21 protein-coding genes are annotated in these 20,631 nt (G+C 62.3%); 10 read left to right on the top strand and 11 right to left on the bottom strand.

Annotation, left to right across the window (positions count from 1 at the left end):
- The 5 genes from HY26_RS10595 to HY26_RS10575 form a co-directional block, all read right to left on the bottom strand.
- Positions 1–1,548 (bottom strand): acetolactate synthase large subunit, encoded by a 1,548-nt coding sequence (locus HY26_RS10595; RefSeq protein WP_112073614.1) that lies wholly within the window; start codon positions 1,546–1,548, stop codon positions 1–3.
- 79 nt (positions 1,549–1,627) lie between these two features.
- The gene (locus HY26_RS10590; protein WP_112073557.1) at positions 1,628–3,496 is read right to left on the bottom strand and encodes a feruloyl-CoA synthase; all 1,869 of its coding nucleotides are present in this window, start codon (positions 3,494–3,496) and stop codon (positions 1,628–1,630) included.
- Between the two features lie 33 nt (positions 3,497–3,529).
- On the bottom strand, positions 3,530–4,315 hold the full coding sequence (locus tag HY26_RS10585) for an ion channel (RefSeq protein ID WP_034765990.1): 786 nt from the start codon (positions 4,313–4,315) through the stop codon (positions 3,530–3,532).
- Positions 4,312–4,902, bottom strand: coding sequence for a hypothetical protein (locus HY26_RS10580; protein WP_051599864.1), 591 nt, complete (start codon positions 4,900–4,902; stop codon positions 4,312–4,314). The genes HY26_RS10585 and HY26_RS10580 overlap by 4 nt, the downstream gene beginning before the upstream one ends.
- Positions 4,899–6,239 (bottom strand): dihydroorotase, encoded by a 1,341-nt coding sequence (locus HY26_RS10575; RefSeq protein WP_112073556.1) that lies wholly within the window; start codon positions 6,237–6,239, stop codon positions 4,899–4,901. Before HY26_RS10575 ends, HY26_RS10580 begins: the two co-directional genes overlap by 4 nt.
- Before the next feature lie 132 nt (positions 6,240–6,371).
- On the opposite strand from HY26_RS10575, the gene HY26_RS10570 reads away from it, so the two are divergent.
- The 8 genes from HY26_RS10570 to HY26_RS10535 all read left to right on the top strand — a co-directional run bounded on the left by HY26_RS10570 (position 6,372) and on the right by HY26_RS10535 (position 11,616).
- The gene (locus tag HY26_RS10570) at positions 6,372–7,016 is read left to right on the top strand and encodes a carboxymuconolactone decarboxylase family protein (protein ID WP_034765987.1); all 645 of its coding nucleotides are present in this window, start codon (positions 6,372–6,374) and stop codon (positions 7,014–7,016) included.
- Between the two features lie 2 nt (positions 7,017–7,018).
- Positions 7,019–7,558: a VOC family protein gene (locus HY26_RS10565; RefSeq protein ID WP_112073555.1), complete on the top strand. Its 540-nt coding sequence runs from the start codon at positions 7,019–7,021 to the stop codon at positions 7,556–7,558.
- 119 nt (positions 7,559–7,677) lie between these two features.
- Positions 7,678–8,049, top strand: a complete 372-nt coding sequence (locus tag HY26_RS10560) for a GtrA family protein (protein WP_158531471.1) — start codon at positions 7,678–7,680, stop codon at positions 8,047–8,049.
- A gap of 89 nt (positions 8,050–8,138) precedes the next feature.
- Entirely contained in the window at positions 8,139–8,684 is a 546-nt protein-coding gene (locus HY26_RS10555) for a biotin transporter BioY (protein ID WP_112073553.1), read from the top strand.
- A 13-nt stretch (positions 8,685–8,697) separates the two neighbouring features.
- Positions 8,698–9,510 (top strand): folate-binding protein YgfZ, encoded by an 813-nt coding sequence (locus tag HY26_RS10550; RefSeq protein ID WP_034765981.1) that lies wholly within the window; start codon positions 8,698–8,700, stop codon positions 9,508–9,510.
- Positions 9,479–10,087, top strand: coding sequence for a DNA-3-methyladenine glycosylase I (locus tag HY26_RS10545; RefSeq protein WP_034765979.1), 609 nt, complete (start codon positions 9,479–9,481; stop codon positions 10,085–10,087). Before HY26_RS10550 ends, HY26_RS10545 begins: the two co-directional genes overlap by 32 nt.
- A complete protein-coding gene (locus HY26_RS10540; RefSeq protein WP_034765977.1) occupies positions 10,084–10,392 on the top strand; it encodes a hypothetical protein in 309 nt (102 codons plus the stop codon). Before HY26_RS10545 ends, HY26_RS10540 begins: the two co-directional genes overlap by 4 nt.
- A gap of 102 nt (positions 10,393–10,494) precedes the next feature.
- Positions 10,495–11,616 carry a beta-ketoacyl-ACP synthase III gene (locus HY26_RS10535; RefSeq protein WP_112073552.1) on the top strand — a complete coding sequence of 374 codons (1,122 nt, stop codon included), beginning with the start codon at positions 10,495–10,497 and terminating at the stop codon, positions 11,614–11,616.
- Positions 11,617–11,648: 32 nt separating this feature from the next.
- Here the strand turns inward: HY26_RS10535 and HY26_RS19015 are convergent, their stop codons facing one another.
- On the bottom strand, positions 11,649–11,801 hold the full coding sequence (locus HY26_RS19015; protein ID WP_155839937.1) for a hypothetical protein: 153 nt from the start codon (positions 11,799–11,801) through the stop codon (positions 11,649–11,651).
- A 179-nt stretch (positions 11,802–11,980) separates the two neighbouring features.
- Here HY26_RS19015 and HY26_RS10530 point away from each other — a divergent pair, with 179 nt between their 5' ends.
- Entirely contained in the window at positions 11,981–12,598 is a 618-nt protein-coding gene (locus HY26_RS10530; protein WP_081813061.1) for a YfbR-like 5'-deoxynucleotidase, read from the top strand.
- Positions 12,598–13,545: an NAD regulator gene (locus HY26_RS10525; protein ID WP_112073613.1), complete on the top strand. Its 948-nt coding sequence runs from the start codon at positions 12,598–12,600 to the stop codon at positions 13,543–13,545. The genes HY26_RS10530 and HY26_RS10525 overlap by 1 nt, the downstream gene beginning before the upstream one ends.
- A 1-nt stretch (position 13,546) precedes the next feature.
- Here the strand turns inward: HY26_RS10525 and HY26_RS10520 are convergent, their stop codons facing one another.
- Genes HY26_RS10520 through ileS form a run of 5 tightly spaced genes read right to left on the bottom strand, consistent with a single transcriptional unit; the run spans position 13,547 to position 20,481 of the window.
- On the bottom strand, positions 13,547–14,980 hold the full coding sequence (locus HY26_RS10520; protein WP_112073551.1) for a pitrilysin family protein: 1,434 nt from the start codon (positions 14,978–14,980) through the stop codon (positions 13,547–13,549).
- 1 nt (position 14,981) lies between these two features.
- On the bottom strand, positions 14,982–16,352 hold the full coding sequence (locus HY26_RS10515) for a pitrilysin family protein (protein ID WP_112073550.1): 1,371 nt from the start codon (positions 16,350–16,352) through the stop codon (positions 14,982–14,984).
- Between the two features lie 45 nt (positions 16,353–16,397).
- Positions 16,398–16,892: a DUF3035 domain-containing protein gene (locus tag HY26_RS10510; protein ID WP_051599862.1), complete on the bottom strand. Its 495-nt coding sequence runs from the start codon at positions 16,890–16,892 to the stop codon at positions 16,398–16,400.
- A 21-nt stretch (positions 16,893–16,913) separates the two neighbouring features.
- Positions 16,914–17,444, bottom strand: coding sequence for a signal peptidase II (gene lspA, locus HY26_RS10505; RefSeq protein WP_051599861.1), 531 nt, complete (start codon positions 17,442–17,444; stop codon positions 16,914–16,916).
- Between the two features lie 58 nt (positions 17,445–17,502).
- Entirely contained in the window at positions 17,503–20,481 is a 2,979-nt protein-coding gene (ileS, locus tag HY26_RS10500) for an isoleucine--tRNA ligase (protein WP_112073549.1), read from the bottom strand.
- Positions 20,482–20,631: the final 150 nt, after the last annotated feature.

Raw genomic sequence — 20,631 nt, 5'->3', positions numbered from 1 at the left:
TTACCGCGCCGGAACGTGCGCTGCGATCAGCTGCGGACCGTCGGCGGCGAAGGCACGTTCGAGGGCTGTGTCGAACTCTTCTGCCGTGAAGGCATCCTGCGCTTCGACGCCCTGCGCCTCGGCCAGTTTGACCCAGTCGATTTCCGGCTCACCAAGTTCCAGCATGGACTTGGCCGTCGGACCGGGATTGCCTGCGCCGGTGCGGGCGAGTTCGATATTCAGGATACGGTAGGAATGGTTGACGAAGACGACGTTGACCACATTTGCCTCTTCCCGCGCCATGCTCCACAGCGCCTGGTTCGTGTACATGCCAGCGCCATCGCCTGAGATGCAAAGCACTTTCCGGTCCGGCGCGGCAACCGCAGCGCCGAGCGCGAGCGGCATGCCCTGCCCGATGGCGCCGCCGGTCAGCATCATCCAGTCGTGCGGCTGCGCCTTCTGGGTCATCAGGAAACAAGGCAGGCCGTTCGACACGCCATCATCGGAAACGAATGTGCCTTCCGGCATATGCCGCGCGAGCGCCATGCCGACCGTTATGGCATTCAGGTCACCTGTCGGCTGGCCGGGAATGTCGAGTTCAGCGAACTCAGCAGATTCCTTCGCGCCGATGGCATCTGCCAGCGCGCCAAGGATCGCGGCACTGTCGGTTTCCGGACCGCCGATGATGTAAGGCTCGCAGCCTTCCGGAACGAGCACCGAGGGTTTACCTGGATAAGAGAAGAAGGCGACCGGTACCTGCGTCCCGGCAACAAGCATCAGGTCTGCGTCTTCAAGGTCGGCAATCGCTGCTTCAGCGAAATACTGCATCCGGTCAGGGATGAAGGTGCCAGCGCCGCGCGCCTGACGCGGGAAGAAAGTGTCGGAGATCACACGCAGGCCTGCCGCTTTCAGACGGGCGCCCTGGGCCAGACCTTCCTTCGTCAGCGCCGTGCCATTGATCAGGATCACGGGCTTCCTTGCGTCTTTCAGTTTCCGGGCAGCGTCTTCAATGCGGGCCGCATCCGGCTTGCGCAGAGACGGGCGCGCGCGCGTCTTGCCCGGCTTGCCGCCTTCGTTCCAGGCTGTATCGGCTGGTAGCAGCAGGCTGACCGGGCCCGGCACCGGTCCGAAACTCGCTTCCCACGCCTCCGCGGCGAGTTCCCCCGCATCGGCCACCTTGTCGGCAGATTTGATCCAGTTCGAATTGGGCCCGGCGAGGCCCATGATGTTGGAGGTGAGCGGCGCGTCATAGCGCAGGTGCGGGACGGCATGATCGCCGATGACGTTGATCATCGGCGTCCAGGCGCGTTTTGCATTGTGGATGTTCGCCCCGCCATTCATGTAGCCGGCACCCAAGTGCAGCAGCGTCATGGCCGGATTGCCGGTGACACGGGCGTGACCGTCCGCTGCGCCGGTCGCGACGCCCTCGAACAGGCAAAGGACAGACTTGATCCGCGGCTCATGGTCGAGCGCGGTAACAAGATGCATCTCCGACGTGCCGGGATTGGCGAAACAGGCAGTGACGCCGTGGTCCGCCAGTGTGGAAACGAGCGCTTCGGCCCCGGTCATCGTTTGAACCTGTGTATCGGGCATGGTGTTTCCTTCCTGTCGTCTTGTCTGCCCGTGTTTAGCCTGTCGGCGCCACGGATCAACGCCTGAGATCGATGATGTCCGGCCCGGGCGCTGCGGCATAAAGCTTTTCGACATCGGCCTTGCGCAGGTCCTGCGTGCGGGACTGGTTGATATAGCCCTTTTCCGTGATCTCACCGGCATCGGCGCGCGGCGGGATCGGCTGCAACAGGACGCGTGCAATGCGCGCCGCCGGGTTCGGATGATGCCGGTTGTGGTCCTGCAGGCCGAGTTTCACATGCTCGATCACCTTCGGATGACGTGCCAGCTCTTCCAGCGGCAGGGGCTCGCCCACAAGACGCTGGCACCAGGCTTCGTTCAGGAAGCCGAGCAACGTGATGTCCGCCTCGTTCAGGCCACACACAACGGCATCAGAAAGCGCCCCACCGGTCGCGGCCACAGCGTGCACGCGCACCGTACCCGCCGAGACCCACGTGCCGTTGGAGAGTTTGAACTCCTCCGCCGTGCGCCCGTCGAAGGCGAGGCCGCGTTCGGGATTGCCCGGATCGACGAATTTCACCGCGTCGCCGAGCTTGTAATAGCCTTCCTCGTCGAAGGCTTCCGCCGTCTTTTCCGGATTGCGATAATAGCCGGGCGTGATGTTCACACCCTTGACGCGCAGTTCCATCTTTTCGCCATTCGGCACCATCTTGAACGTATTGCCCGGCAGCGGCAGGCCGATCAGGCCCATCCGGTCATTCGGCCAGTGGACATTGGAGGCCGTGGGCGCAGTTTCGGTCGCGCCATAGCCGGCTGAAAGCGAGATACGCTCACCCGTCGTGCGCACGGCGACCGCCTGAATGCGTTCATAGATGTCCTGCCCCATCGAAGCGCCGCCGTAAGCCATGCAGACGATGCGGGAGAAGAAGACATCCGCCAGTTCCTGATCCCGTTCCAGTTCCGTCGCCAGCGCGGCCCAGGCGGCCGGGACGGTGGTGTGCTGTGTGGTCGGAACATCCTTCAGGTTACGGATCATGGCCGGCAGACGCGCTGGCGTCGGGGCACCTTCGTCGATATAGAGCGTACCGCCCCAGTCCAGCATGTTGTGGAGGATGGAGTGGGCACCATAGGTGTGGCTCCACGGCAGGAAGTTGCACATGACCTGAGGCCCGCCGGTGATCTCGTCGAGGCGCGCCTCGTCCCAGACAGACCGGATCATACGGGCATTACAAGCGACCATGGAGTGCAGATTGATGACCGCTTTCGGCTCACCGGTTGATCCCGAGGTCATCATGAAGCTGGCGACCGAGTCCGGTGTCAGCCTGTCATAGGCGGCGTCGGTCTCCGGGCCGGGCGCGCGGCCAAACTGTTCGATTCGGACAGCGTCGCAGCCTTCCGGCGCCTCCCCGCCATGGATCACGAGCCGGCCGTCCATGCCCATACCGTCCAGCCCGCGCTGGTAGGCGGCGCCGTCTTCGACATAGATAAATTTCGGCTCGACCAGGTGATCGATGTATTTGAGACGGCCAAGGTCTTCCGACAGGAGGGCGTACGCAGGCGTCACCGGCACGACCGGGCTGCCCGCCCACATGGCGGCGTATTTGATCAGCGCATTGTCCACGGCGTTAGCCGACAGGATCATCAGCGGCGCATCCGGGCCGCCACCTGCATCGAGGAAGCCCTGCGCGAGACGCTTCACCGTGGCGAGGCCTTGCGCATAGGTCACTTCCCGCCAGCCATCGCTGCCGTCCTTCGGCCGTTCGGCCAGCCAGACAGTATCAGGTCTCTGAGTAGCCCATTTCACCAGCGGCGCCAGCATATGCGGCGGGCAGGTCTTCAGCGGGTTGCCATTGTCGAGATAGATCGTGCCATCATCGCGGCGGTCCACCTTCAACTTCAGCGGAAGGTAAGGCACTTCGCGGAATGGAATATGTACTGTGTCGGCCACCCGGTGGCTCTCCCTGATTATTGTTTTTTCAGCTCAGACGAGGCCGCGTGTGGGAATGTGGACCACATGGCCGCAATGCTTGCAATGCACCGCGTCACGGTCGTGCATGACGAGGCCGCATTCCGGGCATTCATATTCCACCTTGTCGTTCGGCTCGATGATCGCCTTCAGCAGCTGCAGGAACAGCGTCAGGCCCAGCACCATGATCATGATGGACAGGATCCGCCCCCAACGCCCGATCATCAGCACGTCGCCATAGCCTGTGGTGGTCAGGCTTGTGACCGTAAAATACAGCGCGTCCAGATAGGTGTGAATGTTCGGATTCAGACCGACCTGCGTAGCGTAGACCAGCGCAGACATGATGAATACGAACACAATCAGGTTCGTCACCTTGTCGATGACCTGTTCATGCCGCTGGAAGAAGGGCGTCAGAATCTTGACCCGCCGCACAAAGGTGAACGCGCGGATAGCCCGCATCGCGCGCAAGACCCTCAGGAAGGCGAAGTTCGAGACCAGCAAGGGCGCCAGCATCGTGACCACGACGACCAGGTCCGCCAGGTTTACTGGCCGGAAGAAGAAATTCACTCGATGCCGGGCAATGTAGAAGCGGGCCAGATAGTCAAAGGCGATGACAATCCCGATCACGTAGTCCAGCAAGACATGGTGATACCCGCGCTGCTCGAACGGCGCCCACAGGAAGTAGGCGATCGTCACAAAATCGAAGGCCAGCATCAGCCAGCGGAACCGGAACGGCCAGGGCCCATGGCCTTCGTACAGCCAGAAAAGGGCCCGGTTCAGCCCTTTGCGTTCGTGCTTCATGACCCCTGCTCCAACGCCCGCAAGGCACGCGCCAGATTCGCGCGCGCCGCTGTATCCCATTCTGCATGGGCGATGTCGGTGAAGTAAAGGCGCGGACGGGAAAGGAAACCTTCGAGGATTGCCCCCCGCCCGGCCCGGTAGGCGTCTGCCGGAACGAACGAATATTCGGCCCGGATATCCCGCTCATACTGGTCATAGACAGGTTCGGGCGCGCCAAGGATCGACAGGTCCATGTCCAGGAACAGGGCGAGGTCTCCGGCATCCTGCGCAGGCAGGCCTTCCGGTCCAGTGTGAGTGGTGGTGGCGCGGATAATCGTTGCGGCAAAGCCGATGTCATGCGGCGGGACATGGCCGGCGGCTTCCCGTTCCAGCAATTGCGCGCTTTGTTCCTCATTATCCTTTGCTTGCGGGTCGTACACGGCATCGTGCCAATAGAGTGCCCAGAGCACAGGCTCCGGCCGTTTCAAATGCCGCACCCAACGGCGGTAATGGCCCAGCAGCGCCTCAATATGCACCCATGTGTGATAATGGCGCTGTGGCTCATCATAGCGCTGGCGCAGCGCTTCCATCAGCGCGGCTGGGATCAAGTGGCAGGCTCCAGCGTCTCATTGAAACGCACAGGCTTACCGCCGCCTTTCTTTACGATCTCGCCGTCGCGCATGACAAAGCCGCCGCGGATGATCGTGGCGACAGGCCAGCCAGTGGCTTCGAAGCCCTCAAACGGCGTCCATCCACATTTCGATTTCGACCAGTCGGCAGTGATCGTTTCCTTGCGCTTCAGGTCCACGACCGTGAAGTCGGCATGGTAGCCCTCAGCAATCCGGCCCTTGTCTGCGAGGCCGAAAACGCGTTGCGGCCCGGCGCTGGTGAGTTCCACGAAGCGCTGCAGGCTCAGCTTCCCATTGTTCACATGGGTCAGCATAATCGGCACAGTGGTCTGCACGCCCGGCATGCCGGAGGGGCTCGCCGGGTAAGGCCGCGCTTTCTCTTCTTTCGTGTGCGGAGCATGGTCGGATCCCATGACGTCCACGATGCCGGCGTTCAGCGCGCGCCACAGGGCATCCTGATGGCGCTGTTCGCGGATGGGCGGGTTCATCTGGGCAAAGCCCTTGAGGCGCTCGTAACATTCCGGTGCCGCGAGGGTCAGGTGCTGCGGCAGGCATTCGACGCTGGCGATGTCCTTCGCATCGCGCAGGATTTCCATTTCTTCCGCGGTCGAGATGTGCAGCACATGGATGCGCTTGCCGACCTTGCGAGCGAGGCGCAGGAGGCGCGTCGTGGAAGAGACGGCCGCCTCGACATCGCGCACCACCGGGTGGCTTCGCCAGTCGCCCTGCACGGCCAGGCCCCGGCGCTCCTCAAGGCGGTATTCGTCTTCTGAGTGGAAGGCAGCACGGCGCTTGATGACGCGCAGCACGGCTTCAACGCCCTCATCATCCTTGATCAGCAGGTCCCCTGTTGAGGCCCCCATGAACACTTTCACACCGCAGCAACCGAGCATGCGCTCCATCTCAGGCAGCAGGTCGATGTTCTCGTGTGTCGCGCCAGCATAGAAAGCGTGGTCGACATCCATGCGGCCGGCGGCGCGATTCAGCTTGTCCTGCAGCATGGCAGGCGTCGTCGTGGCGGGGTTGGTGTTCGGCATTTCGAACACAGCGACCACGCCGCCAAGCGCGGCCGAGCGCGCCTCGGTTTCGAGGTCAGCCTTGTATTCCATGCCCGGCTCACGGAAGTGGACCTGGCTGTCGATGACGCCCGGCAGGATATGCAGGCCGGTGGCGCCATAAATCTCTCCGGCCGAGGCCTCGGTTAGGTCGCCGATCCGGGCAATACGCTCACCGCGTACGCCGATATCGGCCTGTGTTTCACCACCGGGAGTGACGACAGTGCCGCCGCGAAGGATCAGATCGTAAGTCTCGCTCATGGGCCCCTATATGCGCTTGCACGCACGCCCTGTCACCCGCCTCCATGACGTTGGGTGACTGTTGGCCGCGCAGAGGTTTACGCATACGTTACCCCCAGATCGCACGACATAATCGCGACGGGAGGAAATCGAGTGCCAAGGCTGAAAGAAGCAGGGCGGGAAGCAGCGAACGACTACGCCACACAAATCTTCAACATCGTCTTCGGTGATCGCGACCCTGTCGCAGAACCTGGCACGGCGACGGGCACGCCCGGCAATTGGTGGACGGTGTTCAACATAGTACCGGAAGCGTTCGAGCACACGACGGAAGGCTTCCGCTTCTATCGTTCCAAGAACCGTCTGATCGATCCGAAGCTGCGCGAGCTGGGCCAGATCCGGGCGGGCTATACGGTTGGCAGCCGGTTTGTTTTCTCACAGCACTGCAAGGCCTGCCGACATCTCGGCATGCCGGAGGAGCAGATCGAGGCCATACCGCACTGGCAGGTTGCCACCTGTTTCAACGAACTGGAACGGGCGCTGCTGGCCTATACGGATGCGCTGGTGCTGGAGCGCGGGCGGGTGCCCGACGGCGTGTTCGAGACACTGAAGAAGCATCTCAGCGACGAAGAGATCCTCGAATTCACCTACATCACCTGCACCTACATGATGCACGCCATCATGAGCCGGGCCCTGCGCCTGGAATACGATGATGTCGATGAACCGGTGACAGAGGTCCCCGCACCGGAAGGGTATTATGACGACGTCATGAGCATGGTGGACCGCAAGAAGGAGGAATAGTCATGGGATACCATCACCTCGCGCTCGCGGCGAAGGACATGAAGGCCACGCACGATTTTTACGAACGGATCATGGGGTTCGAACTGGTAAAGGTCGAAGTCGGCCCGATCCCCGGCGGCGGCTGGGGCAAGCACTTCTTCTACCGGATGGACGGCGACGACAACCGGTTCATCGCCTTCTGGGAACTGCACGAAACGGCGGGGCAGGAAAACTACCAGTACGACCTGAACGAAGCGGCTGGCCTGCCGCCAGGCACCAATCACTATTCTTTTTCGGTCGACACCGCCGAAGAGCTTGCCGCCTGGAAGGACCGCTGGAATGCGGCCGGGCTGGACGTGCTGGAGATCGACCATAACTGGTGCCACTCGATCTACACCAAGGACCCGAACGGCAATATTGTGGAGTTCTGCGCCACCACCGGCAGCTTCACACCGGCAGACCGTGAACGCGCCCTCGCCGCGCTGGACGATACCGAGTTCAAGCCCTCCCCGCCGCCTGCCAAAATGCAGCCCTGGCCTGCTGCGGAAAAGGCCGACGCCTGACCGCAGGGGGATATTAGGGTTTCGCCCCGTAAGATCTGACGATCTGTAGCGAGTACAGGCGCGCGCGTGACCACGACGATCAACAGCGAACGGTGAAGCGGCTCCGGGAAAACCTGGGCGTGCGCTATTTCCTGGCCAGCCTGGCAGGGCTGGGAGTCGACTACGCTGTCACACTGCTTCTCTATCATCTCGCCGGGCTGGACCTGTCCGTCGCTGCGGCGATCTCTTTTTGCCTGGTAGGCTCGGTGTTTTACCTCGTCCATGAATTCTGGACGTTCCGGCAGGAAACCTCCCGCTTTTCAGCGCGCCGGATGATTGCGAACATTGGTGTCCTTCTCCTGTCCGGCATAGTGCGCGTGGCCATTATCGCGGTGCTGGAATGGCTGCAGTCCCCCGCTGGAATCTGGATCAGCGCCTATTTTGCCGCTGGCGTCGCGGGCTCCTTCACTACGAATTACCTGCTCAATCGCTATTTCGTGTTCCGCCGCTGACACCTGGTGTCAGCAGGGCTGCTTGACCCATTGCCGGACGCGTCCCACAACTCGGCCTCCCCATTCACCGGACACGAGGCCTCCTCCCAATGAAGCTCGCCCAGACTCGCCCCAACAGCCAGACCCTGCTGCGTCCGGTCCTGATCGGCATTGCCGGTGTCGCTGCGCTGACCGTCTCCTCGCACATTTCTGTGCCGATGTACCCGGTTCCGATGACGATGCAGACCATGGTGGTGCTGACACTGGGCGCCCTGCTGGGGCCTCGCGCCGGGGCGCTGACGGTGCTCGCATGGCTTGCCCTGTCGCTGACCGGGGCCCCCGTCCTGTCCGGCGGCAAGCCGGGTCTCGTGGCTTTGGCAGGCCCGACGGCTGGTTACCTGATCAGCTTCCCGCTGGTCGCTTTCGCTGCCGGCTTCCTGCCGAAAGGTGACCGGCTCGGCGCGCATGCCTCGAGGCTGGTGGGCTTTGTCGGCCTGCACACGGTGATCCTGTTTGCGGGCTGGAGCTGGCTGTCCGCACTGACCGGGCCTGAGGTGGCTTTCGCAACCGGCGTTGCGCCGTTTCTGTTGGGCGCGCTGATAAAGAGCGGCCTTGCGACCGCACTGCTGGCAGCTTTCCCGCACCGGGCGGGATGAGGCGAGGACGCCGATGATGCGCTTTCCGCACCGCAGCCTGATACGCCTGACCGGGCGTGACACGATCGCCCTGCTGGAGCGGACCGTGACGAATTCGGTGAAGGATTGGGCCGCTGGCGAGGTGCGTTACGGTGCACTTCTTACCCCCCAAGGCAAGATCATATCGGACTATACCGTGCTTAGGACGGACGATGGCGTGCTTGTGGATGTGCATGAGGACGCCGCCGAAGACCTGATGAAGCGCCTGAAAATGTTTCGCCTGCGCGCTGAGGTCGAGATCGCCCTGGACGACACTCTTGCCGCCGTTCGCACCGATGATGCGACCGACCCGCGCTCGCCCGCCCTCTGGGGGCGCCGCTGGGTTCCGGTCGCCGAGGCCGGAGAGATGATCGCAGTTGAGGACTGGGCCGAAAACCGCATCGCAGCGGGCGTGCCCGAATGGGGCGCCGACTATCGCGCAGCGGAGGTGTTCCCGACGGACATCAATATGGATGTGATGGGCGGCATCGATTACAAGAAAGGTTGTTTCGTCGGGCAGGAAGTAGCCAGCCGCATGAAGCGGCGCGGCAAGATCCGCAAGCGTACGCTGACCGTTCATGGTACCGCGCTGGAGGCGGGCACGGACATCTTCTCCGCTGCCCCGGTCGGCACGGTGACCAGCGTCGAGGGCGCCATCGGCCTCGCCCAGGTGCGGACCGACCGGCTCCAGAAGGTGCTCGATCAATCACTGCCGTTGACCTGCAACGATCAGCCCGTGACCTTCGATGTACCTGACTGGGCACGCAACGAAATGAATGCCCTTGGCACGGAGGCCTCTGGTGAGTGATGATTTTCCCTGCGCCTGGGCGCCGCTGACGGACGAGCTCTACCGCACCTATCACGACACCGAATGGGGTGTGCCGGAATATGATGGCCGGGCGCTGTGGGAGAAGCTGCAGCTGGACGGCATGCAGGCCGGCCTTTCCTGGATCACCATCCTGCGCAAGCGCGAGTCCATCCGCGAGGAGTTCGACCAGTTCGATCCGGAGAAACTCGCCCGCTGGACACCGAAGCGCGCCGAAAAGGCGCTGAAAAATCCGGGCATCATCCGCAGCCCGAAAAAGATCGACGCCCTGATCGGTAACGCGCAGGCTTACCTCGCCATGGAAGACGCCGGTGAGGGCTTTGCGGATTATTGCTGGGGCTTTGTCGGCGGCGCGCCCATCGTGAACAAGTGGAAGCACTTCCGGCAGGCTCCGACGTCCACCGACTGGTCCGCCACCATGTCGAAAGACCTGAAGAAGCGCGGCTTCAAGTTCGTAGGACCCACCATCGTCTATGCCTGGGCACAGGCGGTTGGCATGGTGAATGACCATGACGTAACTTGCCCCCGTCACCGCGAAGTGCAGGAGATGGCATCATGAAAAGAACGATACCCCTGATATTTGCGGCCCTGCCGCTGATGGCTGGCTGTGTGTCTGCCAATAGTGCCGAAGGCCACAAGGCCGAGGCCTATGCCAAGTGCAGCTATGCACCCGGACCGGAAGAGCGCGAGAAGTGCATGAAGACGGAACTGGCCCTGATCGAGGCGCGTGAACGCGCAGATGCTGAGCGCATCCAGACCGACCGCGAAGCCGCCGAACAGCGGCAGGCCATTCTGGAAGCCTCTGGCGTTTCCCGGGAAGATGCGAAGCAAACGAGTGATTCCGGCCTCCACCTGCCTGACTGATCCGGTGTCTCGACCCGGCCGACAAGCCGCGCTACAGAAAATCGGATAGAGATTCAGGACCTTGCCGCATGACTTGCATGTGGCGTGCATCAAGAGGGCACAATGAAGAACGCCGTCATCTCGTCCACGGGCCTGTGGACGCCGCCGCATGCCATTTCAAACGAAGAACTGGTCGAAGCCTACAATGCCTGGGCCGACAACTGGAATCGCGAGCGGGACGCGGACATCGCCTCCGGCCTGATTGAGCCGAAGACCCACTCCTCGGTCGAGTTCATCGAGAAGGCCTCCGGCATCAAGTCGCGTTATGTGATGAACAAAACCGGCGTACTGGACCCGGACATCATGGCCCCGCGTATCCCGGAACGCCCGAATGAAGAGATTTCCGTCCTCGCCGAGATCGCGGTGAATGCGGCTCGTCAGGCGCTGGAACGGGCCGGGCGGAAACCGGAAGACGTGGATGCGGTGATCTGTGCAGCCTCCAACATGCAGCGTGCTTACCCCGCCATGGCGATCGAAGTTCAACAGGCCCTCGGTATCGGCGGCTTCGCCTTCGACATGAACGTTGCCTGTTCCTCGGCCACCTTTGGCATCCAGACGGCTGCCGATTTTGTGCGAACCGGCTCAGCCAAATCCGTCCTGATGGTGAATCCGGAAATCTGCTCCGGCCACCTGAACTTCACCGACCGCGACAGCCACTTCATCTTCGGCGATGTCGCCACCGCCGTCCTGGTGGAAGAGGAAAGCATCGCGCCGGCCGGCCACTGGAAGATCCTCGGCACGAAGCTGAAGACCGAGTTCTCCAACAATATCCGGAACAATTTCGGCTTCCTGAACCGCGCGGCCCCGGAGGGGATCGGTGCGCCGGACAAGCTGTTCAAGCAGGAAGGCCGCAAAGTGTTCAAGGAAGTCGTGCCGATGGTGGCAACGATGATCACGGAGCATCTCGGCGAACTTGGCCTTCAGGGCACGGATCTTCGCCGTCTGTGGCTGCACCAGGCCAATGCCAACATGAACCGGCTGATCTCTTCCAAGGTGCTGGGCCATGAAGCCAGCGCCGATGAAAGCCCGACCGTGCTGGACACTTACGCCAATACATCGTCTGCCGGATCGATCATCGCCTTCCACAAACATTCGGAAGACTTTAAGCCCGGCGACAAGGGCCTGATCTGTTCGTTCGGCGCAGGCTATTCCGCCGGCACGGTGTTTGTTGAGAAAACGGCGTAGGGTGCGAGGCTTTTCGCCCGACCCTTGAAGACTCAGTCGTACTCGTCGTCGCTGAACAGGTCGCCCCAGAAGACTTCGCGGCTGGACTTGGCAGCCTCGACGACAACGATGATTCCGCCCATCAGGAGCACACAGAACGCCATAACCTGCCAGGGAGCCGTTTGTGCCACTGCCTCGAACATCATCACCGCCTTATAATGGATCGGGTAAACGGAGATGATTCCGTGCCCTTTTGTCAGTGCAGCAGTTTTCGCGCAAATGCCTTAACAGCGCATTTGGAAATAGGGGCAATCGCAGGGCGGGTTTGTAACCAGATTGCCCCCCTTTCTTTACCCTTATTACTGATGCTTTAAAGAAGGGCTGAATGACCGTTCGCAAGAAGCAATCCGTTAAGGCTCCCAGGGTCTGGCAGCGTATGCTGTCCGGACGACGGCTGGACCTTGTTCACCCCTCGCCCATGGATGTGGAAATCGAGGACATCGCCCACGGCCTGGCCCGTGTGGCGCGATGGAACGGCCAGACAAAAGGCGAGCATGCCTTCTCCGTCGCCGAACATTCTGTCATCGTGGAGCGGATCTGCAGAAAGCTGGACCCGACCATGAGCGCAAAGCACAGCATGCTGGCCCTGCTGCATGACAGCCCGGAATACGTGATCGGCGACATGATCTCCCCGTTCAAGGCCTTGCTGGGCGGCGGCTACAAGGATGTCGAAGGGCGCCTGCAGGAAGCCATCCACATCCGCTTCGGCCTGCCGCCTGTAACCCCGGTGCGCCTGAAGAAGACGATCAAGAAGGCGGACCTGATCTGCGCCTGGTTCGAGGCGACACAGCTGGCCGGCTTCGAAGAGGCAGAGGCCAACAAGCTGTTTGTCGTTCCGCCGGAAAATGTACGCCTGAAGCTCTCCCCGAAATCGGTACCGGAAGCGCAGGCGGCGTTCCTTGACCGCTTCCACAAGATCATGACTGAGATTGGCGCGCCATGATGAGGTCCGCATCCCCGTTGCTGATCGGCCTGTCGGCCGTGATGGTCGCCATCCAGGATGACATGCCTCTGGTGCTGGTCACGCGGCGTGGCAGCGAAGACGCGCTGCCGTTCGGCCCGTTCCACCCGGACAAGCACCGCACGTTCGACCTGTCGCTGCGCGGCTGGGTGCGGGAGCAGACGGGTTTCGAGCTTGGCTATGTCGAACAGCTCTACACCTTCGGTGACCGGGACCGGGAGACGCCCGAAGCGACGCTCGCCGGAGCCCCGTCGGACTCGCGCGTCATCTCGGTCGGCTACCTTGCCCTGACGCCTGAGGCCCGCCCGGCGGAAGCCGGGTTCGAAGCACGCTGGCAGAACTGGTATCGCTACTTCCCCTGGGAAGATCACCGGAACGGCCGCCCGGCCATGATCGACGCCCAGATCGCCCCGCGCCTGTTCACCTGGGCCGCCGGCAAGGAGATGCGGCTGGAGCGGGCGAAGATTGCTTTCGGCCTCGATGGCGCACGCTGGGCAGAGGAGCGGGTGCTGGACCGCTACGAGCTGCTCTATGAAGCCGGCCTCGTCGCCGAGTGCGCACGCGATGCGAACCTCGCCGAGGCAGACGTCACACTTGGCGAAGCCATGGCGTCGGACCACCGCCGCATTCTCGCGACGGCCATTTCGCGTCTCAGAGGCAAGATCAAATACCGCCCGGTCGTGTTCGAGCTGATGCCGGACCGGTTCACCCTGTCCGCCTTGCAGCGGACGGTCGAAGCCATTCTTGGCCTTGGCCTGCATACGCAGAACTTCCGCCGGGCACTCGACAAGACGGGGCTGGTGAAGGGAACCGGCGCGATGGAAACCGGCACGGGCGGGCGCCCGGCCGAGCTTTACCGCTTCTGCCGCGATCAGGCCATCTCGACCGGCGCGCCGGGCCTGTCGACCCCGCGCCGGTCTGCAGACTGACCTATTCTTCCGCTTCGGTCTCGAACTCTTCCGCGGCAATGCCTTCCGGCTGGCCGACGGCGACGAAGAGATAGTCTTCCGGGTTCAGGTATTCCTTCGCCACCCGGTTCACATCTTCGAGCGTCACCGCGCGGACCTTGTCATTGCGCAGGTCAAAATAGTCGATGCCGAGTTCGTCCTGGCGCACGCCCATCATCTGGCTCGCGATCTTGGCATTCGAATCAAAGCCAAGCGGGTAGGAACCGGTGAGATAGGCCTTGGCATCGGCCAGTTCTTCCTCGGTCACGCCGTTTTCGACGAAGTCTTCCATCTCGTCCTTGATACCCTGGATGAACTCGCCGGCACTTTCATTCTTGGTCTGGCCGCCGCCGCCCCAGGTCTGAAGGTGCTCGCCCGACGACAGGCTTGTATAGATGCCGTAGGTCAGGCCCTTCTCGATACGGAGGGTTTTCATCAGCCGACTTTCGAAACCGCCGCCACCGTAAGTGTAGTTTAGCACGAAGGCCGGGAAGAAGTCTTCATCGTCCCGCTTCAGGCCGGGGCCCGTGAACTGGACCAGTGATTGCGGCTGCGGCAGGTCAACGACGATCGGTTCTGCCGGTTCGAGTTCCGGCAGGACGATGTCCGGCGTTTCCGGCAAGGTCGAAGTCTCCGGCAGGCCGGCCATGACTTCATCGATCATCGGCGCCAGTTCTTCTGGCGTGACCGCACCTACGGCGGTGACCAGCAGGCGGTCCTTCACCATCAGCTTGCGCATCTGCTCTTTCGCCAGGTCCGGCGTCAGGGCCGCGATGCTCTCTTCCGAGGTCGTCCGCGCATAGGGGTGGTCCGGGTAGAGCGCCTGAGACGCGGCCTGCCAGGCAAGGAAGCCCGCGCTCGTCTCGCGTGTCTTGAGGCCGACCTGCTGCTCGCGGCGGAAACGTTCGAACGGGCCTTCATCGAAGCGTGGGTCTTCAAACGCCGTTGCGATCAGCGCCATCGCGTCTTCGGCATTGTCCGTCAGCATGGAAGCCGAGCAGGAGGTCCAGTCGTTCGACGCCGAACAGCCGAAACTCATGTTCAGGTCTTCCATCCGCGTCTGGAAACCGAGCGAGTCGAGATCGCCGGCGCCTTCGTTCATGTGATAAGTCACAGCATCGGTCAGGCCTTCCAGCCCTTCCGGATCGCTCGCCTCGCCGCCTTTCCAAGCCATATTGAGAGACAGGATCGGGATCGACGGTTCAGACACCAGCCACACCGATGCACCGCCCGGCGTCGTGAATTGCTGGATCTCTGCGAAGTCGCCGGAATGGACCCTGACCTCAAGCGGCGCCGGCTCTTCAACGACTTCGACTTCAACAACAGTTGCAGACTCCACCGGAGGCGGATTGAAATAGGCACAGGCGGACAGGCTGGTCGCGGCCAGCAGGCCGGCGGTGATGGTCAGGCGTTTCATCTCAGTTTTCCCCCTCGGCTGGCAGCAGCTGCGCCTCAATGAAGTGCCGGTCAGGACCGAACACGGTGCGGACGGCAGCGATCGCCTCTTCCGGAGTAATCGCGCGGACATCGTCCGGATAGGACAAGACGTCCTCGATCGTGCCGCCAATGGCCAGGGTCGAGCCGAACACGTTCGCCATCGTCGACTGGCTGTCACGGGCATAAATCGCCGTTGCGGCAAGCTTGTTCCGGGCCCGGACAACTTCCTCTTCCGTAAAGCCTTCTGCGAGCGCCTTGTCGACTTCCGCCATCACGGCCGTTTCGAGATCGTCCATGCTGACGTCGGGCGCGGGGCTCGCCGAAATCACGGCGGGGCCAGGATCGTGCAGGTCGGACCAGGCATAGGAGGCGGCGCTGATGGCCAGTTGCTGTTGCTCCACCAGTGACTGGTAGAGCCGGCTGGTCATGCCGCCGCCGAGCACTTCAAGGCCGACTTCCAGAGCGTAGGCTTCGTGCGGCGTGCGGATCTGCGAAACGCCATTGTAATACCGGCTCCAGACTGGCTGGCGCACTTTCGGATCGGAATGGACAATCAGCTTGTCTTCGGTCAGCAGCGGCACGTCGCGCCATTTGCGCTGGCCGTGGGCTGTACCTGTCGGAATGATCTGTCCGTACGTCGCTTCTGCCAGCGTGCGGACTTCGTCCTCGCTGACATCGCCCGCAACGACCAGGATCGCGTTCTCCGGGCTGTAGTACTCATGATAGAAATTCAGACCGTCTTCCGGAGTCAGCGCGGCCACTTCATCCATATTGCCGATGACAGTGATTTCGTACGGGTGGTCCTTCCACAATTCAGATAGAACCTGCTCCTGCAGGATGACGCCCGGATTGTTGTCGATGCGCTGGCGGCGCTCTTCCTTCACGACATCCCGTTCAGAGATGAAGGCGCCTTCCGGATCGTCATCGATCTCAAGGTTCACCATGCGGTCGGCTTCCAGCTCCATCATCGTGCCGAGCTGCTCCTTGGCCACACGTTCGAAATAGGCGGTATAGTCCCAGCTGGTGAAAGCATTCGACTGGCCGCCATTGCGGGAGACGATGGAATCGAACTCGCCCGGCGCCAGCGTATCGGTCTGCTGGAACATGACGTGTTCGAAGAGGTGGGCGATCCCGCTCTTGCCGGGTGCCTCGTCAACCGCGCCAACCTTGTACCAGACCATATGCGTCACGACCGGCGCGCGATGGTCCGGAATGACCACCACCTGCATGCCATTGTCGAGTTCGAATGTGGTCGGGGTCCAGGTCTCAGCAGACTCCGCTGCAGTGTCGGCCGATGCCGGCAAGGCGAAGACAGCGAGGGCAGCGAGCCCTCCGGTCAATATCCGTTTCATGGGCTTGTTCCCTTGCAAGAGTTGGAAGTCCGGCACCGGGCTGGATCAGGTTCCCGGCAGTTTGACCCGCGGCTTGGCGGTGGTGCTTTCGATCGTCACAGGCTCGTTGCCCGTAGCGTTGTCTGCTGCAGCAGACTCGGCATCCTCGGCATTGTCCTTGCGCCAGAACATGATCCGGTCAGCGACGCTCGGCGATTTGCGGATCGTCTTGAACTCTTCGTAGTCGAGTTCCGTGCGGATCATCGGGCTGACTGCATTGGCATCAGCTGCTGCGACGAGGGCCCGCTCAGATGCGCTGGCATTGACGCCAAGCGTCGAGCCGAAGGCCGCCGCATTGTCGTTCTTGGCCGCTTCGACTTCAGCCGGGAGGGACTGGCCGGCGCCCGGCGGACGTAGCGAGTATTCAGGTGGTACGATGAGCGGCGATTTGGTCACGACCCGGAACTCGTCCGGCGTCCGTGATCCGGCTGCTCCACTGGAACAGGCCGTCGTCGCCAGGCACACGGCGCCCAGGGCCAGAAGGGAAAGCTGCGTCTTCATGTGGCGTCCTCGCCTCTAAGTTTAGGAGGGCCGGTCCGGTTTCCCGGATGGCTTTCTTCCCGACAGTACGAATTGATCGAAAAACAGCAAGACCGCGCCAACACTGATCGCAGCGTCGGCCACGTTGAACACCCACGGGAAATGGAGCGCGCCGGCATTGATGAAGTCCACAACCGCGCCGAAACGCACGCGGTCGATCAGGTTGCCGAAGGCACCGCCGATCACCAGCGCCAGCGACAGTTTCAGCAGACGCCCCTCCGCCACCATCAGCCAGCGCAGGAAGCCCAGCGCGATGGCCAGCATGACAATCGCCAGGATCCACCGGCCAATGCCCTCGGACTGGAACATGCCGTAGCTCATGCCACGATTCCAGACCATCGAGAGGTTGATCGGGCCCGGCAGCTCGATCGTGCCGCAAGCAAAGCTGTTGTGAAAGCATTCCATGGCGCGGAACCGCTCGTTCGCCAGAACCATCGATTTGGTCACCTGGTCTGCGATCAACGTGACCGGGATGATGGCCAGCGGCCAGACCTGAGCGGGTTTCATTTGCATGCGGGGAGATTGCATCCCGTCCCGGTCAGATCAAGCGATTCCGTGCAGGTTGGCTTTGTCACTCGCCGTACGTCGCGTCCCAGGCTTTCACCGCCAGCGCATCTCGGGGGGTAATGTCCGGAAAGGCCGGATCGGCGAGGGCCGGGTCGAAATACTTCCAGCTGCGCCGGCATTTGATGCCTTCGGCTTTTCCCGGATAGACGACCACGCCCGGCGTATCGTCCAGCGTGAACCCGCCGCCCTTGCCTTCCAGCGTGTTCACCAGCTCCGCACCGGAGGTGATGAACAGGTCGGCTGGGTCTTCGCCCTCGAAGGCCTTCACCAGCTCTTCATCGGCGATGTGCACCACAGGCGCAGCCTCCAGCGAGGCGCCGATATGCTTTTCGCGGCGTTCCACTTCCAGCGCGCCGGTGACGACACGGCGGACAGTGAAGATCTTCGCCCAGCGTTCTGCAAGCTTCTCGTCTTTCCAGCCTTCCGGCGTTTCCGGGAACAGGAGCAGGTGGACTGACTCCGCCTTGCCGCTGAGATGGCTTTCGAGGAAGGCCTCTTCCATCGTGAACGGCATTACCGGCGCGAGCCAGGTGAGCAGGCGCTCAAGGACAGCGGCCATGACCGTGCGCGCGGCGCGGCGGCGATTGCCATAGAACGCTGTCGCATCGTCCCACGCATCCATCGTGCTGAAGCGCGGGTCACAGTAGAGGCTGTCTTTGCGGATGTCGAAATAGACGGCCGACAGGTCCACGCCCGCGAAATTGATGAGCAGACTCATCACGCGCTTGAAGTCGTAGACATTGTAGGCGGCCTTCACCTGTGCATCGAGCTCGGCAAGGCGGTGCAGCACCCAGCGCTCGAGACCCGGCATCTTCTCCGCCTCGATGGTCTCCTCTTCGGTCCAGCCGTCGAGCGCGCCAAGTAGATAGCGCACCGTGTTGCGCAGCTTGCGGTAGGTCTCGACCGAGCCCTTGATGATTTCATCGGAGATACGCAGGTCTTCGGTATAGTCGCCTGAAGCCGTCCAGATGCGCAGGATCTCGATCCCGTATTGTTTCTGGATCTGCTCCGGCTCGATCGTGTTGCCGATCGACTTCGACATCTTCTTGCCTTCGGCATCGACGATGAAGCCGTGTGTCAGCACCTGTTTGTAAGGCGCCATGCCGCGCGTCGCACAGCACTCCAGCAAGGATGACTGGAACCAGCCGCGGTGCTGGTCGGAGCCTTCCATGTAGAGGTTCGCCTGCCCGGTTTCCGGATCGATGATGCCGCGCTCACGCAGGGCAAAAGCGTGTGTGGTTCCGCTGTCGAACCAGACGTCGAGCACGTCCGTCACCTTGTCCCACTCATTGGCCGACAGGCCGAGCGGGCCGAGGAAGTCGTCTGCCGGCGTATCGAACCAGGCTTCGACGCCGCCCTTTGCGATGGCCGTCTTGATGGCGTTGTTCAGCGTATCCGCCTGCTCTTTCGGCAGCGCCGCCGTGTGCGGCTGGCCGGACTTGTTGACGAAGATGGTGATCGGCACGCCCCAGTTGCGCTGGCGCGAGATCAGCCAGTCCGGACGGCCTTCGACCATGGAACGCAGGCGGTTGCGGCCAGCAGCCGGGAAGAACTCGGTCTCGTCGATGGCCTTGAGGGCGTTCTCGCGCAGCGTCTTTCCGTTCGGGCCCGGCTTGTCCATCGAGATGAACCATTGCGGCGTTGCGCGGCGGATCACCGGCGCTTTGGAACGCCAAGAGTGCGCATCGCGGATCGTCGTCATGCCGCGCGCGAACAGATTGCCACTCTCGGCGAGGGCCGCGATCACTTCATTGTTCGCCTTGCCCGGCTCGCCGCGCTTCTTGCCGCTCGTGCGGATGATGTCGAGGCCGCCAAAGCGCGGCACGTCGGGCGTGTAGCAACCATCCGGATCGACGATCTGGCGGATCTCCTGCGTTGTGTGGCCGGACTCGACCCAGACATTGAAGTCGTCTTCGCCGTGCGCCGGCGCCGTGTGCACGAAGCCCGTACCGGCATCGTCGGTGACGTGCTCACCGGCGAGGAGCGGGATGTCGTGGGCAAAGAATGGGTCCATCGCGTGCAGCGGATGGGAGAGCTTGCCGAGCATCGCGGGATCAACATCCTCAAGACGTTTGTAGGCAGACACCTTCGCGCCATCCATGACGGCCGCAGCCAGTGCGTCGGCAAGGAACAGTTTCTCGCCCGGCTTGGCGTAAGGCGCAAAGCCCAGCTCTTCCTCGCTCATCACTGTCTCGACCTCGTAGAGGCCATAGGAGATATCGGGATTGTAGCTGACAGCCTGGTTGGCCGGGATCGTCCATGGCGTGGTCGTCCAGATGACGACTGAAGCCTCAGTGCCCTGAACCGGGAACTTCACCCAGATCACTGGCACCTTGCGGTCGTGGTATTCCACTTCCGCTTCGGCGAGCGCCGTGCGCTCCACCGGGGACCACATGATCGGTTTTGCGCCGCGGACCAGCGAGCCGGTCATTGCCATGCGCAGGAACTCGCCAACGATGGAGGCTTCGCTCTCGAACTTCATGGTGAGGTAGGGATTGTCCCACTCGCCCTCGATGCCGAGGCTGCGGAATTCCTTACCCTGGATCTCGACCCATTTTTCGGCATAGGCGCGGCAGGCAGCGCGGAACTCGCCGGGCGGCACGTCGTCCTTCGTCTTGCCCTTGGAGCGGAACTCTTCTTCCACTTTCCACTCGATCGGCAGGCCGTGGCAGTCCCAGCCCGGCAGGTAGGCCGCATCGAAGCCCGCCATCTGGTGGGAGCGGACGATGATGTCCTTGACGATCTTGTTCATCGCCGTGCCGAGGTGGATGTGCCCGTTCGCGTAAGGAGGGCCATCGTGGAGGATCCACGGCTTGGCGCCCCGTTCCTTCGCATCAACGCGCAGGCGCTCGTACAGCTTCAGGTCATCCCAGCGCTTGATCCAGTCAGGCTCACGCTTGGGCAGGCCGCCGCGCATGGGGAATTCGGTCGCGGGCAGGAAAAGGGTGTCGCGATAATCTCGGTCGGTCAGGGAATCGGTCATGGATCTTCAGTGTGAACGGATTGGGAGAGGTTTGGGGCTCAGAAAAGCAAATCCCGGCCTGGCCCAGACCCTTCGGTGGGGTCAGCGCGCAGCCGGGCGGCTAATTCGAATTGTGAATATCCGTTCCATCGGCAAGCGCCTTAACAGGCA

It is taken from the genome of Hyphomonas sp. GM-8P (assembly GCF_003263315.1).
In the GTDB taxonomy this organism is placed as follows: domain Bacteria; phylum Pseudomonadota; class Alphaproteobacteria; order Caulobacterales; family Hyphomonadaceae; genus Hyphomonas.
Note: the sequence above shows the minus strand (reverse complement) of the source record. Positions and strands in the feature narration are given on the sequence as shown.

What these genes read in the sequence shown, in the direction of transcription:
- HY26_RS10515 (WP_112073550.1), bottom strand. Translation starts at nt 16,352, where the DNA reads ATGAAACGGATATTGACCGGAGGGCTCGCTGCCCTCGCTGTCTTCGCC.
- HY26_RS10565 (WP_112073555.1), top strand. Translation starts at nt 7,019, where the DNA reads ATGGGATACCATCACCTCGCGCTCGCGGCGAAGGACATGAAGGCCACG.
- HY26_RS10585 (WP_034765990.1), bottom strand. Translation starts at nt 4,315, where the DNA reads ATGAAGCACGAACGCAAAGGGCTGAACCGGGCCCTTTTCTGGCTGTAC.
- HY26_RS10525 (WP_112073613.1), top strand. Translation starts at nt 12,598, where the DNA reads ATGAGGTCCGCATCCCCGTTGCTGATCGGCCTGTCGGCCGTGATGGTC.
- HY26_RS10520 (WP_112073551.1), bottom strand. Translation starts at nt 14,980, where the DNA reads ATGAAACGCCTGACCATCACCGCCGGCCTGCTGGCCGCGACCAGCCTG.
- HY26_RS10555 (WP_112073553.1), top strand. Translation starts at nt 8,139, where the DNA reads ATGAAGCTCGCCCAGACTCGCCCCAACAGCCAGACCCTGCTGCGTCCG.
- HY26_RS10550 (WP_034765981.1), top strand. Translation starts at nt 8,698, where the DNA reads ATGATGCGCTTTCCGCACCGCAGCCTGATACGCCTGACCGGGCGTGAC.
- HY26_RS10540 (WP_034765977.1), top strand. Translation starts at nt 10,084, where the DNA reads ATGAAAAGAACGATACCCCTGATATTTGCGGCCCTGCCGCTGATGGCT.
- HY26_RS19015 (WP_155839937.1), bottom strand. Translation starts at nt 11,801, where the DNA reads ATGATGTTCGAGGCAGTGGCACAAACGGCTCCCTGGCAGGTTATGGCG.
- HY26_RS10530 (WP_081813061.1), top strand. Translation starts at nt 11,981, where the DNA reads ATGACCGTTCGCAAGAAGCAATCCGTTAAGGCTCCCAGGGTCTGGCAG.
- HY26_RS10535 (WP_112073552.1), top strand. Translation starts at nt 10,495, where the DNA reads ATGAAGAACGCCGTCATCTCGTCCACGGGCCTGTGGACGCCGCCGCAT.
- HY26_RS10545 (WP_034765979.1), top strand. Translation starts at nt 9,479, where the DNA reads ATGCCCTTGGCACGGAGGCCTCTGGTGAGTGATGATTTTCCCTGCGCC.
- HY26_RS10510 (WP_051599862.1), bottom strand. Translation starts at nt 16,892, where the DNA reads ATGAAGACGCAGCTTTCCCTTCTGGCCCTGGGCGCCGTGTGCCTGGCG.
- ileS (WP_112073549.1), bottom strand. Translation starts at nt 20,481, where the DNA reads ATGACCGATTCCCTGACCGACCGAGATTATCGCGACACCCTTTTCCTG.
- HY26_RS10595 (WP_112073614.1), bottom strand. Translation starts at nt 1,548, where the DNA reads ATGACCGGGGCCGAAGCGCTCGTTTCCACACTGGCGGACCACGGCGTC.
- lspA (WP_051599861.1), bottom strand. Translation starts at nt 17,444, where the DNA reads ATGCAAATGAAACCCGCTCAGGTCTGGCCGCTGGCCATCATCCCGGTC.
- HY26_RS10575 (WP_112073556.1), bottom strand. Translation starts at nt 6,239, where the DNA reads ATGAGCGAGACTTACGATCTGATCCTTCGCGGCGGCACTGTCGTCACT.